Origin of the sequence: Pseudoalteromonas sp. MT33b, from assembly GCF_014117385.1 — a bacterium.
Lineage (GTDB): Bacteria > Pseudomonadota > Gammaproteobacteria > Enterobacterales > Alteromonadaceae > Pseudoalteromonas > Pseudoalteromonas lipolytica.
In genome coordinates, this window is sequence record NZ_CP059831.1 from 1620814 (window position 1) to 1635573 (window position 14760).

A 14760-nucleotide genomic window follows, 5' to 3' on the forward strand; every position below is an offset into this window, starting at 1 on the left:
ATGGAACAGCTTCGTCTTGAACCTATCTCAAAGGTAAATGGCAGTGTCACGCTGCCGGGCTCAAAGAGCTTATCAAATCGTATTTTACTTTTGGCGGCGCTTGCACAGGGCACCACGGTCGTTGATAATTTGCTAGACAGTGATGATATTCGTCATATGTTAGGCGCACTTAAGCTATTGGGTGTGAATGTTACCTTAAATGACGATAAAACCGTTGCGACCGTTGAAGGTGTAGCAGGTAAATTCTTAACACCTAGCGAGCCGTTATTTCTCGGCAATGCTGGCACAGCTTATCGGCCTTTAACAGCGGTTCTTGCCGCTGTAGAGGGCGAGTATGAGCTTGTCGGTGAGCCACGTATGGAAGAGCGTCCTATTGGGCATTTAGTGGATGCTCTGCATGCGCTGGGTGGTGATGTTGAATATTTAAAACATAAAGATTATCCACCACTGGCCATTAAAGGCGGTAAAATTAATGGCGGCCAAGTTGAAATTGACGGCAGTATATCTAGTCAGTTTTTAACGGCCTTATTAATGGCAGCGCCATTATTTAATGGTGATACAGAAATCCGTATTAAAGGTACGTTAGTATCAAAACCTTATATTGATATTACCTTAGATGTTATGCAGCGTTTTGGTGTGTTAGTTAAACACGACAACTACGAAGTATTTTATGTAAAAGGGTGCCAACAATACCAAGCACTAGAGCGCATTATGGTCGAAGGTGATGCATCGAGCGCATCATACTTTGTTGCAGCTGCCGCAATAGCGGGTGGTGAAATAGAAATTAACGGTGTTGGTGCTGCGTCTGTTCAAGGTGACATTGGCTTTGCTAAAGTGATGGAACAAGTGGGCGCTAAGATTGATTGGTACGATGAAAAGCTGGTTGTGCGTAAAGGTGAACTTAACGCGGTTGATATCGACGCAAACGCTATTCCTGATGCGGCCATGACACTGGCCACTGTTGCGTTATTCGCAAAAGGTACAACTGCAATCCGCAATATCTATAACTGGCGTGTAAAAGAAACAGACCGCTTGTACGCCATGGCGACAGAACTTCGTAAAGTGGGCGCTGAGGTAGTCGAAGGTGAAGATTTCATCGAAATTACACCGCCAAAAACATTTAATGATGTAGCGATAGATACATACAATGATCACCGTATTGCCATGTGCTTTGCGATGGTGGCCGTTGGCGGTAAGCCAATAACCATTAATGATCCTAAGTGTACATATAAAACTTTTCCAACGTTTTTCAAGGTACTAGAGTCTGTCTCAAGTCAATAAAACAGAAGAAAATATAAAAAGTTACATTCAAAGTGCGGATCTATTACGAGAACTGACGTATAATGTTGCGGTTTTATTTTGGTGTGCATTGCAGGAGGTTATAAATGCAGGCGTTATTAATGCCCGTAATCACCATTGATGGCCCAAGTGGTTCAGGTAAAGGAACTGTTTGTCGCTTGTTAGCCGAGAAATTAGGTTGGGATGTATTAGACAGCGGGGCGATTTATCGTGTGCTGTCACTTGCTGCACTTCATCATCAAATTGAATTAGACAATGAAGATGCATTAGTGCCGCTGGCTGCAAACTTAGATGTACAGTTTTTGGTAGATAGCCAAACACACACGTCTAAAATTGTACTAGAAGGCGAAGACGTCACAACAACAATTCGCAACGAAGAAGTTGGTGCTGCAGCCTCAAAAGTCGCTGCTTTACCACGCGTAAGAGAAGCATTATTGCGTCGTCAACGCGCGTTTCGTTCTGAAAGCGGATTAATTGCAGATGGTCGCGATATGGGCACGGTTGTGTTTCCAGACGCGCCATTAAAAATATATTTAACAGCGACTGCTGAGGAGCGTGCGCGTCGTCGCTTTGCTGAGTTGAACGATCGTGGACTAGATGTTACACTAAGTGGTCTACTTGAGGACATAAAAGCACGCGATCACCGTGATATGACACGTGAAGTTGCGCCGCTTGTGCCTGCAAAAGATGCCATTGAAATCGATACTAGCGAGTTCAATGCAATGCAAGTGTTTGATAAAGTTATTACTTTAGTCGACGAAGCCGTACTTGCGGGTAAGCTCCCTAAAGCTAAAAAGTAAATTTTTTAATGTGCCGGCAGGATGCCAGCGCTATTTTAACAACCCCATGCAGCATGGTTGCTAATTGGTTATTTAATTATTTAGAGACGTATAATGTCAGAAAATTTTGCGCAGTTATTTGAAGAAAGCCTAAAGGGTTTTGAAGCAGAGCAAGGCTCTATCGTTAAAGGTACAGTTATCTCAATCGAGAACAACATCGTACTTGTTGATGCTGGTCTTAAATCTGAGAGTGCAATCCCTGCTGAGCAATTCAAAAATGCTGCTGGTGAACTAGAAGTTGCTGTTGGCGACGAAGTAGATGTTGCGTTAGATGCAATCGAAGACGGTTTCGGTGAAACTATCCTTTCTCGTGAGAAAGCGAAGCGTCACGAAGCGTGGATCCGCTTAGAAAAAGCATGTGAAGAGCAAGAAACTGTTACTGGTGTTATCAACGGTAAAGTTAAAGGCGGTTTCACTGTTGAAGTTGATTCAATCCGTGCTTTCCTACCTGGTTCACTTGTTGATGTTCGTCCAGTACGTGACACAACTCACCTTGAAGGTAAAGAGCTTGAGTTCAAAGTAATCAAGCTTGACCAAAAACGTAACAACGTTGTTGTTTCTCGCCGTGCAGTTATCGAATCAGAAAACTCACAAGAGCGTGAAGAACTTCTTGCTAACCTTGTTGAAGGTCAAGAAGTTAAAGGTATCGTTAAGAACCTTACTGACTACGGTGCGTTCGTTGACCTTGGTGGTGTTGACGGTCTACTACACATCACAGACATGGCGTGGAAGCGTGTTAAGCACCCTTCAGAAATCGTTAATGTTGGCGACGAAATCGCAGTTAAAGTTCTTAAATTCGACAAAGATAAAACTCGTGTATCTCTAGGTCTTAAACAACTTGGCGAAGATCCATGGGCAGCTATCGCTGGTCGTTACCCAGAAGGTTCTAAGCTTTCTGGTCGTGTTACTAACCTTACAGATTACGGCTGTTTCGTTGAAATCGAAGAAGGCGTTGAAGGTCTAGTACACGTTTCTGAAATGGATTGGACTAACAAGAACATCCACCCTTCAAAAGTTGTTTCACTAGGTGACACTGTTGAAGTTATGGTTCTTGAAATCGACGAAGAGCGTCGTCGTATTTCTCTTGGTCTTAAGCAATGTATTGCTAACCCATGGCAAGAATTTGCTCGTCTACAAAACAAAGGCGACCAAGTTACTGGTAAGATCAAATCAATCACTGACTTCGGTATCTTCATCGGTCTTGAAGGCGGTATTGACGGTCTTGTTCACCTTTCAGACATTTCTTGGAACACACCAGGCGAAGAAGCTGTACGTGAATTCAAGAAAGGCGACGAAATCACTGCTATCGTATTGCAAGTTGACCCAGAGCGTGAGCGTATCTCTCTAGGCGTTAAGCAAATCGAAGCTGACCCTTTCAATAACTACCTGGACGCAAACAAAAAAGGTGCTATTGTTAAAGGTAAAGTGACTGAAGTTGATGCGAAAGGCGCAACTGTTGAGCTAATCGAAGGCGTTGAAGGTTACATCCGTGTAGCTGATATCGCTCAAGAGCGCGTTGAAGATGCTACTACTGTAGTTTCTGCAGGCGACGAAATCGAAGCGAAATACGTTGGTGTTGATCGTAAGAACCGCACTTTAAGCTTATCTGTTAAAGCTCTTTTCGAAGCAGAAGAGAAAGAAGTACTAGAGAAGCTTAAGAAAGAAGAGCCAGCGTTTGAAAACGCAATGGCTGCAGCATTCAAAAATGCTCAAAAAGACTAATCTATAGTCTTTAATTGGAAGGGCAGTTTTGCCCTTCCTTTATCTCTTTTTAAGGAAACGTTATGACTAAGTCAGAATTGATAGAACAACTAGCTGAACAACACGCACACATTCCAGTGAAAGATGTTGAAAATGCCGTTAAAGAAATTCTTGAACAAATGGCCGGTTCATTATCTAGCTCAGATCGTATCGAGATCCGTGGCTTTGGAAGTTTCTCATTGCATTATCGTTCTCCGCGCACAGGTCGTAATCCAAAGACTGGCGAAACAGTTGAGCTAGACGGTAAGCACGTACCACATTTTAAACCAGGTAAAGAATTACGTGACCGCGTAAATGCGAGTATTGCCTAGTTTTATACAGGAGTAGTTACTTGTTTAGGGTATTAAAAATTGTATTAATAGCGCTGTGCTTATTTATTGCGTTTGTACTTGGTTCACAAAATCCACAACTTGTGCAAATCAATTATTTAATTGCCAGTAATACGTTGCCCTTAGCTGTTGTAATAAGTATCTGCTTTATTTTAGGTGTCGCCATTGGTTGTTTTATAAGCTTTACACTGTTTTCGCAGTTAAAGTGGCAAAATTATCGCTTAAAGAAAAAGTTAGCGCCTGAAAAAAACAATAAAAAGCTTGTTGCTAATAAAGACACCTAATCATGATTGAGCTTCTGTTTTTACTTTTACCCGTTGCAGCCGGTTACGGCTGGATAATGGGTAAAAACAGTGCTAAAAACCAAGCTCATCAGCTTAATCGCCAAATCACCTCTGAATATTCTAAAGGCCTAAAGTTTCTCTTAGACAGAGAAGAAGACCAAGGCTTAGAACACTTAATTAATCTTCTTGAAGTTGCAGCAGACTCCGTTGAACACTATTCAACATTGGCGACCATGTTTCGCCGTCGTGGCGAGTTAGACCGTGCAATTAAAATTCATGAGCTGTTATTAAAACACCCCAGTTTAGATGAACAACAAGCAGCCACCAGCCGTTTAGAGCTAGCCGAAGATTATATTATGGCAGGGCTGTTAGATGGTGCGGAAGAGCATTTAGTCTGGCTTGTGAAAGCCGGATACAAAGAAGCCTTAGAGCCTATTATTAACCTATATTCGCAAACGCGAGAGTGGGATAAAGGCATTAACATGTACGAGGCGCACAGTGAGCTATTTACAAAACCGCAGCATGTTAAAGCCATTGCTAATTTTTATTGTGAAGCCGCTTTACAAGACGACGATACACAAATTATGCGCAAGGCGATTAGCTTAAACCACAAAGCTATTCGCCCTTTGTATGAGCTCGGCCACAGCGCTTTTACCAAAGAAGATTATGTGAAAGCAATTTACTATTGGCGTGAGCTAATTAGCCAGTTTACCTTTTTTGCCCCTGTGTTTATTGAAGAGCTGGCGATGAGTTATGACAAACTTAACTTAACGCATCAATTTCATGATTTACTGAATGAACTGCTCGAAAAAGGCGGGGTATTAATAAAAATAAAGCATTGCCAAGCACTCCTTGAACAAGGGCATATTGAGCAAGCCATTAAATTTTTAACTGACAGTTTAAAGCGCCATCCCACGATCCGTGGTTTTAGCTTTTTATTACAACTGCTCGCGAAACAAAATAACGATATTAAAGATGTGCTGGACCAAATTGATAAATTGGTTACCTCTTATATCGCAACCAAACCTGATTTTCAGTGCCAGCATTGTGGCTTTACCAGTCATACCATTTATTGGGTGTGTCCATCTTGTAAACACTGGGAAACAATTGTTCCAAGCCGTGGCATAGACGGTTTTTAATTCATATTAGTCCATTAGTTTTTTAGGAAAGTTATGTCTGTCGAAGATTCAAAAAAAGTATTAATTGCCCTTGATTATGACGATCAACAAACAGCGCTTACGTTTGTAAAGCAATTATCGCCAGAAACGTGTCGCCTTAAAGTAGGCAAAGAAATGTTCACGTATTTTGGCCCTAGCTTTGTAAAAGAACTAATAGATCTTGGGTTTGATGTTTTCTTAGACCTGAAATTTCATGATATTCCAAACACCGTTGCAAAAGCTGTTACAGCAGCTGCAAAAATGGGTGTATGGATGGTTAACGTGCATGCTTCTGGCGGCGTTGAAATGATGACCAAAGCAAAGCAAGCATTAGAGCAGTTTGGTGATGACGCACCATTATTGATTGCAGTAACAGTATTAACCAGCATGGATGCCGCCGAACTTACTCGCTTAGGTGTAGATAAAACACCTGAAGAGCAGGTTATCTACCTAGCAAAACTAGCTAAAGAATCAGGCCTTGATGGAGTAGTGTGCTCAGCGCAAGAAGCGAAAAAGTTAAAAGCAGAGCTAGGCGCAGACTTTAAACTGGTTACCCCAGGTATTCGCCCTGCAGGTAGCGATGCTGGTGACCAAAAACGCATTATGACACCAAAGCAAGCTGTTGAAGATGGAAGCGATTATTTAGTCGTTGGCCGCCCAATCACCCAATCTGCAGACCCAGTGGCAACACTAAAAGAAATTAATGACTCGCTAAAATAGCCTGCGTTATTTAATCTGAATGAATAAAGAGCAAAGTTTTTACTTTGCTCTTTTTGTTTTAGGGCTTAATTATCAGGGGGATATTTGCTTACAGTTTGTGCAAAGTAAATACATGCCTAATAAAAACCATGCATTTATTGATTTCATGAAATAAAAGTTGCTTAAGAGTTAGCCTAACTCATAAATAGTGACTTTACTCAGCTATTGGCTCACTTCATTTCAAAATTATTCAGTCTTGCTCTTAAACTCCAAAGTCTCCGATGATATTAGCCTTTAATTACTATTGCGTGCTATATACACGCATGCGCCCATGCAGAATTAACAAGTAGTGTACGTCTACTTTAAACAACACATGAACAACAAAAATGAACAAACACCTCGGCAGAAACAACAAACAAAGACTAGAAAATTTTCTACTCCTTTATGTTATTCGTAGTCTGAAGCGTAAGTATCTTCGTAAGAGTGAGAGTAAAACTCAAATAGGTTGCCAAATGGATCTTCTAGGTAAACCATTTGCGCTTGCTTTAGTTCATCTTCAGGATGATAACGGTGGATATCCATGCGAACTTTGCCACCATACTCTTCAACACGTTTAATTGCTGTTTCAAACTGCTCCTTTGGCAACTGTAAACAGAAATGGAAGATACCAAGGCGCGAGAAATCAACGTTGTGGCAATCTTCGCGGTCAACCATTTCGAACAGCTCAACACCGATACCATCAGTAGTTACTAAGTGAGCAATATTAAAGCTTTTGAAGCCTTCACCGAATACCGCAATACACATGCGACCGATTGCTGATTTTCGCTCTTCTATAACTCTGGTGTTATTCATTACAATTCTAAGGCCTAGCGCTTTAGTGTAGAACTCAACCGCTTTGTCCATATCGCCAACCATAATACCAACATGATTCATTTTCATAATTTTCTCCTAGATATTGCTGAAATATAAAATCTAATTAATGAGTAAATTATATGAACGCTTATTGATAAAATGAAATTATCGATTATTATGAAAATGATAATTTAAAGTTATTAAGTGATGGTATGCTAAATCCTGTTTGGTTAGAAACGTTCATAACGCTTGTTGATGTTGGGCACTTTACACAAACCGCCGAAAAACTTTATATGACTCAACCGGGAGTTAGCCAGCACATCAACAAACTCGAAGAGGCGTGTGGATGTAAGTTAATTAAAAGAGAGAAGAAGTCATTTTCAATTACTGAGCAAGGTCGGTTGGTTTACAACCATGCGAAAGCGTTAATAAGGAATGAAAAGTTTCTCTTTGAGCAACTAAGCTTTGATGACCCTTTATCAGGAGAATGCACCTTAGCATGCTCTGGTTCAGTGGCGTTACTACTTTACCCAAGGTTATTACCACTTCAAAATCAACATCCCAACATTCACATTAATATTAAAGCAGCCCCTAATCATCAAATTTTGGCTGATATCAAAAACGGACATATTGACCAAGGAATTGTGACCAATATACCCAATGAAAGTTTCTTTGATTTTGAAGTGCTTGGCAAAGAAGAGCTGTGTTTGATTTTGCCCCAAAAAGCTAATGTTAATAATAGCTGGGAGCGATTATTTTCAGAGTTAGGGCTAATCAATCATCCAGATGCCGAACATTATTTGTCTTTGTATTTTAAGCAATCATTAGAACAAGAATTAACACAACTAGATGTTAGCAAAATTCCTGTTGTCGGTTCAATTAACCAAATTAGCCAAATCTTAGAACCAATCGCTCAAGGCATTGGCTTTACCATATTACCCAAAAGTGCCGTTGACAGTTTTTATCTCCCTAAACGTTTAAAGGTTTTCAAACCTAAACAACCAGTAATAGAAAGTTTATATTTGGTCTGTAAAAAAAACAGAGTATTACCTGCTCGTTATGATACCTTTAATTCAATCATTCGGCAGACATGGGCTTAGGTTCGCTATCCACTCAAAGCCAACCTATAGAGCATTTACTCAGTGGTTTTTGGACAAAAACGTTTCAGCCAGAATAGTTGAAACGAAGATGGACATTTTCGTGTCAGTGACATCACTAAATTAGTAACGTACGGATTACTAAAAGTATGGAAAATCACTCAATCTAAAGTGTAGCTCTGGTGATAAGGAAGAGCTACATGAACTCATTATTATCAATTTTAAGGTTACTTTTGATAAACTCGATAAATGATGAAATTCGCAGAGATGTTGCTGAGTTTTTATAGTAAATGGCATGAATAGGTTGCTCTATTCTGAGAGAAGAATCCTTGAACAGCTCTACCAAACTGCCATTTTTCCTATCTCTATATGTCATAAAATCAGATAAGCATGCGATGCCTGCTCCACTTAACGCTAAATGTCGAATTACCTCACCATTATCTGCTTGCAAGTTACTCGTTGCTTTAAAAACCTTATCGTTTTCATTCATGAGTGGCCAATTTTTCAAAATTTCAGGCTTACTAAATCCCAATAGCCTATGGCTGGATAGTTCATCAATACAACTTGGCGCACCAAATTTCTCTAGATACTCAGGGCTAGCAACAATGCGTATTCTGCTGCTACCAATAAATACAGCTCTCAATGTTGAATCTTTAAGTTGACCAATACGGATAGCAATATCCGTTTGTTTTCCGACTAAATCAATATTCTCTTCACTTGTATTCAGTTCGATTTCAACGTCAGGGTACAGCGTTTGGTAATGGGTAATACAAGGTGCAAGTCCGTGAATTGCGAAGGGCGTTGCTGCATTAATTCGTAAAAGACCTGAAGGCTTATCTTTTTGGACTCTTAATTGATCCTCTGCGAAATCAACTTCTTCGAGTATTTTTCGAACTCTTTTTAGGTAAATTCTTCCTTCTGACGTAACACTTAACCTACGAGTAGTACGACTCAATAACGTAGTTTCTAGTTTTGTTTCCAGTCTTGAGATAGTTCTGCTCACTGCAGCTGGTGTAATAGAAAGAATTTCTGACGCCCCTCGTACCGTTCCTGTATCTACAACAGCGACTAGTGCCTTCATCTCATCCAAAGTCGATTTCATTCGTTACCTTTTGTAAATTAAAAATTGATTAATATTAACTTTAATGAATTAGTCCTGCCAAGTAAAGTTAGTACTCACAGCAACAACATAAAAACTTTGGAGACGTTATGACAGTACCTTCATTTGGTGTAGGCACTTTTCGCTTAGAGGGCGAGGTGGTAAAAAGTTCAGTATTAAACGCATTAGAAGTTGGCTATCGCGCGATTGATACTGCTCAAATCTATGGTAATGAAGCGAGCATTGGAGAAGCATTAGTGGATTCTGGCATACCTAGAGAAGAGTTGTACATCACAACCAAAATCTGGGTAGACAATATGTCTAAGGCTGAACTCATCCCAAGCCTCAAGGAAAGTCTAGAGAAACTGAAAATGGACTATGTGGATCTAACACTAATTCACTGGCCTGGTGAGAGTGAAAATATCGAAGAGTATATGCAGGCTCTGCTAGAGGCAAAATCCCTTGGGCTAACTAAAGAAATTGGGGTGTCAAATTTCAATATTGAGTTGTTACACAAAGCCTTCGATGCAGTAGGCAAAGAAAATATTGCTACAAACCAAATTGAGCTAAGTCCATACTTGCAAAACCAGAAATTAGTCTCATATATGCGAGAAAACGGTATACAAGTAACCTCTTACATGACATTAGCCTATGGTGAAGTTTTAAAGGAATCTTTGATTATTGATATTGCAGGTAAGTACAAAGCAACACCAGCGCAAGTGGTGTTGGCGTGGGCATTAGCCAAGGAATTTGCCGTGATCCCATCGTCAACCAAACGCGAAAATCTCATCAGCAACCTGCAAGCAAAGCAACTCGGATTGACGATTGAAGACATTGATTTGATCGATGGTCTTGAACGCAATGGGCGTCAAGTGAGCCCTGATGGTCTTGCTCCAGAATGGGATGATTAAAATGAGTAATGTATTAATTATCAACGGCGGTAAAAAGTTTGCTCACTCTGAAGGAACACTTAATCGTAGGTTGGTAGAACTAGCACATGGATGTTTAATCGAGTTAAACCATGATGTCAAAGTTACTGAAGTCGATAGTGGCTACGATATAGAAACTGAAATTGAAAAATGGTTATGGGCAGATGTCGTAATCCACCAAAATCCTGCATGGTGGATGGGAGCCCCTTGGATTGTGAAAAAGTATATTGATGACGTGTTTACCCTTGGTCATGGTCGTTTGTATCAAAGCGATGGGAGAACAAGAAGTGATAGCGACAAAAAATATGGTTCTGGTGGGTTGCTTCAAGGCAAAAAGTATATGCTTTCGGTTACATGGAATGCCCCACAAGATTCGTTTACTGATCCTTCTCAGTTTTTTGAAGGGGTAGGTGTTGACGGTGTGTACTTGCCATTTCATAAAGCTCATCAGTTTTTGGGCATGTCTCCTTTGGGCACCTTTATGTGTAATGATGTCATTAAAAACCCTCAGGTAGAAAACGACTTTGATAGGTATAAAGCACACTTGAAAGAAGTGTTTTCAAGTTAATCTAGAACAATACAGTCACCTCTTGGCTGCACCTGATTGTACAGGATTACAATCTATCCATCCTCTTATATACAGAGAGGATGGGGGTTAGGCATGAGATAATCTGTACACATTACTCGATGTATTGGTGATAGTAAAAGTAGGTCAAACTTCAAACCATACTCTGAGGTAAAGCGCAGTCGAAACACATAAAGGGGCATTATAGTGTTAGAAAATTTACCGCGCCTATTTGTTACAGCTATCAAAACCAATAAAAAAAGAGTAAAGCTTTCACTTTACTCTTTTTCATATATATCAATAATCTTGTTAGCTCGTAGCTCGTAGCTCGTAGCTCGTAGCTCGTAGCTCGTAGCTCGTAGCTCGTAGCTCGTAGCTCGTAGCTCGTAGCTCGTAGCTCGTAGCTCGTAGCTTATTTCAACCTAATTGACGTGGCTTCAATATCAATCAAACCTTGTTTAAACAAACCGCCGATGGCTTTTTTGTAGTTTGCTTTACTGGTCGAAAAGGTTTTTCTAATTGCTTCTGGGTCAGATTTGTCACCTAGGTGTAAAATACCGCCTTCGGCTTTTAATTTATCTAGAATTTTTTCGCTAAGGTCGTTTACTTTACCCATGCCTGGTTTTTCGAGTAGTACGTCAATCTTTCCATCTTCACGTACTTTTTGAATGTAACCAGTTAAGCGTTGGCCAACGAATAACTTTTTGAATACTGTGTTGTAATACACCACACCAATGTGTGCTTCGTTAACCAGTACTTTGTAACCTAGGTCTGTTTTGCCCGCAACGATTAACTCAACTTTTTCCATTGGTGCATAGTTAGGCTCATCTTTTGATAAAAACTTATTAAAGTTACTTGATGCACAAATACGCTGACTGGCGTTATCTAGGTATAAGCGTACTAAATACGAAAAGCCTTCTTTCATTTTTGGCTTTTGTTCGTTGTATGGTGCAAGTACATCCTTCTCTAAACCCCAGTCCATAAATGCACCGGTGTTGTTAATTGCTTTGACGCGCAATAGGGCGTATTCGCCAACTTGAGCAAGTGGCTTTTTAGTGGTACCAGTCGGGTGGCCAGCATGATCAAGGTAAATGAATACTTGAACACTGTCGCCAGCTTCAATTTCGTATTCAATTTCTTTGCTAGGTAAAAACACTTCACCTAAATCGCGGCCATCTAAATAGGCGCCTTCGTTTGATATTTCGTTAACGAATAATGTTTGGGTAGTTCCAAGAATGCTCATTATTATTCCTGTTCTGGTTTTTTCTTACGACGCATAGGTGAAAAACCATCCACATCAATAGGGGGTTTAACTGGCGTTTTTGGTTTTTTAGGAGCGGCTTTACGTTTAGGTTTTACTGGTTTTGCAGACATTTTTTCTTCTGCTTTTTTCCAAACAGTATCCGCTTTTTTCTCGCGTAGGCCTTTAAATTTACCTACCAAGCCCTCGACGGTGAAAAAGCTCAGTTCATCATTTAAGAATGCTTTAATTGCTTTATAGCTAGGCCAGTCTTTTGGACCGACAAGCGATATTGCAGTGCCTTTAAAACCGGCGCGTCCTGTACGACCAATACGGTGAACGTATTCTTCGGCATGTTTAGGTAAATCAAAGTTAATGACGTGAGTAACACTTAATAAATCAAGGCCACGTGATGCGACGTCGGTGGTAATTAATATTTTAAAATTCTCACGACTGAAAGCGTCCATGATCTCCAAACGTTTAGTTTGCGTTAAATCGCCAGCAAGCGCTTGCGCTTTAAAGCCTTTATCATTTAGCCATTGGCTTAAACGTTGGGTGTCGGCGCGGGTTGCAGTAAAGATAATGCACTGACCAACATCGTCTTGTTTTACAAAGTGCTCAAGTAGGGCTTCTTTGTGATCAAGGTGATCCGCTAAATAAAGCTTTTGCGTTATGTCGCTGTGCTGCTCGTTAGAGGCACTTAATAAAATTTGTTTTGGCGAGCGCAGTAAGTTGCGTGATAAAGCATCTACCTGTGCATGATCTAGCGTCGCCGAAAATAATAAAGTTTGACGTAAACGATGATCGGCAAGTTCGTTGATCATTTTAACTTGCTCGGTAAAGCCTAAATCTAAAATACGGTCAGCTTCATCGAAAATGAGTAATTCAAGGCCTGAAAGCTGCAATGAGCGTTGCCCTAAATGGTCAGCAAGACGACCCGGTGTGCCCACAACAAAATGAGGGTCTTTACGAAGCGCCTTAATTTGGTCGTTAAAGTTTTCACCACCTAAAATTTTCACCGCGCTTATATTTGTGCCAGCAATTAGTAGCCTAAGTTGGCTATAAACTTGAGTAGCCAGCTCGCGAGTAGGGGCCACTATTAAAACGCGAGGATCTCGTTTACTGAGTGCTTTTTGTTTCATTACGCGCTGTACAGCGGGTAATAAGAACGCCAGCGTTTTGCCCGACCCTGTTTTTGACTGTGCAAAAATGTCATGGCCCGCGATAGCTGTTGGTACCGCGTGAGCTTGAATATCGGTGGGCTGGGTGATGCCTTGATGCGCAAGTTGTTTTTCGAGGCGTGTATCAATCCCAAGTTCAGTAAAATGCAATGCTTAATCTCCGATGAGCAAAATTAGTAAATCGTGTTTATTATAACGTACTTGCCATAGTTGGAGACAGTAAAAACACAGCTATTTCGTTAGAGTTTTTGCAATTAGCGTTAATTCGCGTAAAATACGCGCCCTCAATGCGCCGGATTTGCGATTCGGTTAACGCCAATTATGGCATTTAAAGCAAAAGGTAACCTATGACTGCTGTACATAAAGACAATGTAACCAGCGAACACTTCGTTGTGTGCGCACTCTACAAATTTGTAGCCCTTCCAGATTTTGAAGCAATTCGCCAACCATTACTCAATGTGATGGAAGAAAATGAAGTACGCGGTACCTTGTTATTAGCGGCTGAAGGTATTAACGGTACGGTGTCTGCAAAGCGAGAAGGTATCGACAATCTACTTGCATGGTTAGATACACAACCAAACCTAGACAACATTGTGACTAAAGAGTCATACGACGATGAATGTCCGTTTTACCGCACTAAGGTTAAACTGAAAAAAGAAATCGTAACCATGGGTGTTGAAGGTATCGACCCGCGTGAAGTAGTGGGTACATACGTAAAACCAGCTGACTGGAATGCATTAATTTCAGACCCTGAAGTGATCTTAATCGATACGCGTAACGATTACGAAATCGAAATTGGTACTTTCCAAAACGCGGTCGATCCACGAACTAAAACGTTCCGTGAATTCCCTGCGTGGGCTAAAGAAAACCTTGACCCTGAAAAGCACAAAAAAGTGGCTATGTTCTGTACGGGTGGTATCCGTTGTGAAAAATCAACGGCGTATATGAAAGAACAAGGTTTCGACGAAGTTTTCCATTTAGAAGGTGGAATTCTTAAGTACTTAGAAGAAGTACCAAAAGAAGAAACCATGTGGGAAGGTGAATGTTTTGTATTTGATAACCGTGTAGCGGTTAATCACGACTTACAAAAAGGTTCATACGACCAATGTCATGCGTGCCGTATGCCTATCACAGAAGACGAAAAGTTAAAGCCAGAATACATGGAAGGTGTATCGTGCCATCACTGTCACGACAGCCTAACAGAAGAGCAGCGTGCTCGTTTTGCTGAGCGTCAAAAGCAAATCGAATTAGCACAAGCTCGTGGCGAAGGCCACATTGGCAACGAAGCTCAAGAAGTACTTCGTAAACGTAAAGAAGCTAAAAAAGCGCAAAAAGAAGCACAGCGCCAACAATAAGTTTCCACTTCTAAAGCATAATATACAAGCCTCAGCATAGTCTGGGGCTTTTTTATGACCTAAACATTATCTGC

General features: G+C 40.7%; 15 protein-coding genes. 11 read left to right on the top strand and 4 right to left on the bottom strand.

From position 1 onward, the window contains the following. The 7 genes from aroA (at position 1) to pyrF (ending at position 6389) form a co-directional block, all read left to right on the top strand. Positions 1-1281 (top strand): 3-phosphoshikimate 1-carboxyvinyltransferase, encoded by a 1281-nt coding sequence (gene aroA, locus H3302_RS07415; RefSeq protein ID WP_118844233.1) that lies wholly within the window; start codon positions 1-3, stop codon positions 1279-1281. Positions 1282-1385: 104 nt separating this feature from the next. After that, positions 1386-2099: a (d)CMP kinase gene (cmk, locus tag H3302_RS07420; RefSeq protein WP_118844234.1), complete on the top strand. Its 714-nt coding sequence runs from the start codon at positions 1386-1388 to the stop codon at positions 2097-2099. 93 nt (positions 2100-2192) lie between these two features. After that, a complete protein-coding gene (gene rpsA, locus H3302_RS07425) occupies positions 2193-3860 on the top strand; it encodes a 30S ribosomal protein S1 (protein WP_036968578.1) in 1668 nt (555 codons plus the stop codon). Between the two features lie 62 nt (positions 3861-3922). Beyond that, a complete protein-coding gene (gene ihfB, locus H3302_RS07430) occupies positions 3923-4210 on the top strand; it encodes an integration host factor subunit beta (RefSeq protein WP_036968575.1) in 288 nt (95 codons plus the stop codon). A 20-nt stretch (positions 4211-4230) separates the two neighbouring features. Continuing rightward, the gene (locus tag H3302_RS07435; RefSeq protein WP_054551349.1) at positions 4231-4512 is read left to right on the top strand and encodes a lipopolysaccharide assembly protein LapA domain-containing protein; all 282 of its coding nucleotides are present in this window, start codon (positions 4231-4233) and stop codon (positions 4510-4512) included. A 2-nt stretch (positions 4513-4514) separates the two neighbouring features. Further along, entirely contained in the window at positions 4515-5651 is a 1137-nt protein-coding gene (lapB, locus tag H3302_RS07440) for a lipopolysaccharide assembly protein LapB (RefSeq protein ID WP_182396317.1), read from the top strand. Positions 5652-5684: 33 nt separating this feature from the next. Beyond that, positions 5685-6389, top strand: coding sequence for an orotidine-5'-phosphate decarboxylase (gene pyrF / locus H3302_RS07445; protein WP_036968566.1), 705 nt, complete (start codon positions 5685-5687; stop codon positions 6387-6389). 426 nt (positions 6390-6815) lie between these two features. On the opposite strand, the gene H3302_RS07450 is transcribed toward pyrF, so the two are convergent. Then, entirely contained in the window at positions 6816-7307 is a 492-nt protein-coding gene (locus H3302_RS07450) for a VOC family protein (RefSeq protein ID WP_065979891.1), read from the bottom strand. Between the two features lie 125 nt (positions 7308-7432). On the opposite strand from H3302_RS07450, the gene H3302_RS07455 reads away from it, so the two are divergent. After that, positions 7433-8320 (top strand): LysR family transcriptional regulator, encoded by an 888-nt coding sequence (locus H3302_RS07455; RefSeq protein ID WP_182396318.1) that lies wholly within the window; start codon positions 7433-7435, stop codon positions 8318-8320. A 193-nt stretch (positions 8321-8513) separates the two neighbouring features. Here the strand turns inward: H3302_RS07455 and H3302_RS07460 are convergent, their stop codons facing one another. After that, positions 8514-9419: a LysR family transcriptional regulator gene (locus tag H3302_RS07460; RefSeq protein ID WP_065979893.1), complete on the bottom strand. Its 906-nt coding sequence runs from the start codon at positions 9417-9419 to the stop codon at positions 8514-8516. A gap of 107 nt (positions 9420-9526) precedes the next feature. Between H3302_RS07460 and dkgB the strand changes: the two genes are divergently transcribed. Then, complete coding sequence (dkgB, locus tag H3302_RS07465) at positions 9527-10327, top strand: 2,5-didehydrogluconate reductase DkgB (protein ID WP_118844237.1); 801 nt, start codon at positions 9527-9529, stop codon at positions 10325-10327. Position 10328: 1 nt separating this feature from the next. Beyond that, on the top strand, positions 10329-10913 hold the full coding sequence (locus H3302_RS07470; protein ID WP_065979895.1) for an NAD(P)H-dependent oxidoreductase: 585 nt from the start codon (positions 10329-10331) through the stop codon (positions 10911-10913). A 409-nt stretch (positions 10914-11322) separates the two neighbouring features. Here H3302_RS07470 and H3302_RS07475 read toward each other — a convergent pair whose 3' ends face one another. Continuing rightward, positions 11323-12153 carry a S1 RNA-binding domain-containing protein gene (locus H3302_RS07475; RefSeq protein WP_182396319.1) on the bottom strand — a complete coding sequence of 277 codons (831 nt, stop codon included), beginning with the start codon at positions 12151-12153 and terminating at the stop codon, positions 11323-11325. Between the two features lie 2 nt (positions 12154-12155). Then, on the bottom strand, positions 12156-13481 hold the full coding sequence (locus tag H3302_RS07480; RefSeq protein WP_182396320.1) for a DEAD/DEAH box helicase: 1326 nt from the start codon (positions 13479-13481) through the stop codon (positions 12156-12158). Positions 13482-13678: 197 nt separating this feature from the next. Here H3302_RS07480 and H3302_RS07485 point away from each other — a divergent pair, with 197 nt between their 5' ends. Then, on the top strand, positions 13679-14686 hold the full coding sequence (locus H3302_RS07485; RefSeq protein WP_118844238.1) for a rhodanese-related sulfurtransferase: 1008 nt from the start codon (positions 13679-13681) through the stop codon (positions 14684-14686). The last annotated feature ends 74 nt before the right edge of the window (positions 14687-14760 follow it).

Excerpts from the sequence above, each read along its gene's own strand:
- pyrF (WP_036968566.1), top strand. The coding sequence starts at position 5,685 with ATGTCTGTCGAAGATTCAAAAAAAGTATTAATTGCCCTTGATTATGAC.
- lapB (WP_182396317.1), top strand. The coding sequence starts at position 4,515 with ATGATTGAGCTTCTGTTTTTACTTTTACCCGTTGCAGCCGGTTACGGC.
- cmk (WP_118844234.1), top strand. The coding sequence starts at position 1,386 with ATGCAGGCGTTATTAATGCCCGTAATCACCATTGATGGCCCAAGTGGT.
- H3302_RS07455 (WP_182396318.1), top strand. The coding sequence starts at position 7,433 with ATGCTAAATCCTGTTTGGTTAGAAACGTTCATAACGCTTGTTGATGTT.
- aroA (WP_118844233.1), top strand. The coding sequence starts at position 1 with ATGGAACAGCTTCGTCTTGAACCTATCTCAAAGGTAAATGGCAGTGTC.
- H3302_RS07475 (WP_182396319.1), bottom strand. The coding sequence starts at position 12,153 with ATGAGCATTCTTGGAACTACCCAAACATTATTCGTTAACGAAATATCA.
- H3302_RS07460 (WP_065979893.1), bottom strand. The coding sequence starts at position 9,419 with ATGAAATCGACTTTGGATGAGATGAAGGCACTAGTCGCTGTTGTAGAT.
- H3302_RS07485 (WP_118844238.1), top strand. The coding sequence starts at position 13,679 with ATGACTGCTGTACATAAAGACAATGTAACCAGCGAACACTTCGTTGTG.
- dkgB (WP_118844237.1), top strand. The coding sequence starts at position 9,527 with ATGACAGTACCTTCATTTGGTGTAGGCACTTTTCGCTTAGAGGGCGAG.
- H3302_RS07470 (WP_065979895.1), top strand. The coding sequence starts at position 10,329 with ATGAGTAATGTATTAATTATCAACGGCGGTAAAAAGTTTGCTCACTCT.
- ihfB (WP_036968575.1), top strand. The coding sequence starts at position 3,923 with ATGACTAAGTCAGAATTGATAGAACAACTAGCTGAACAACACGCACAC.
- H3302_RS07450 (WP_065979891.1), bottom strand. The coding sequence starts at position 7,307 with ATGAAAATGAATCATGTTGGTATTATGGTTGGCGATATGGACAAAGCG.
- rpsA (WP_036968578.1), top strand. The coding sequence starts at position 2,193 with ATGTCAGAAAATTTTGCGCAGTTATTTGAAGAAAGCCTAAAGGGTTTT.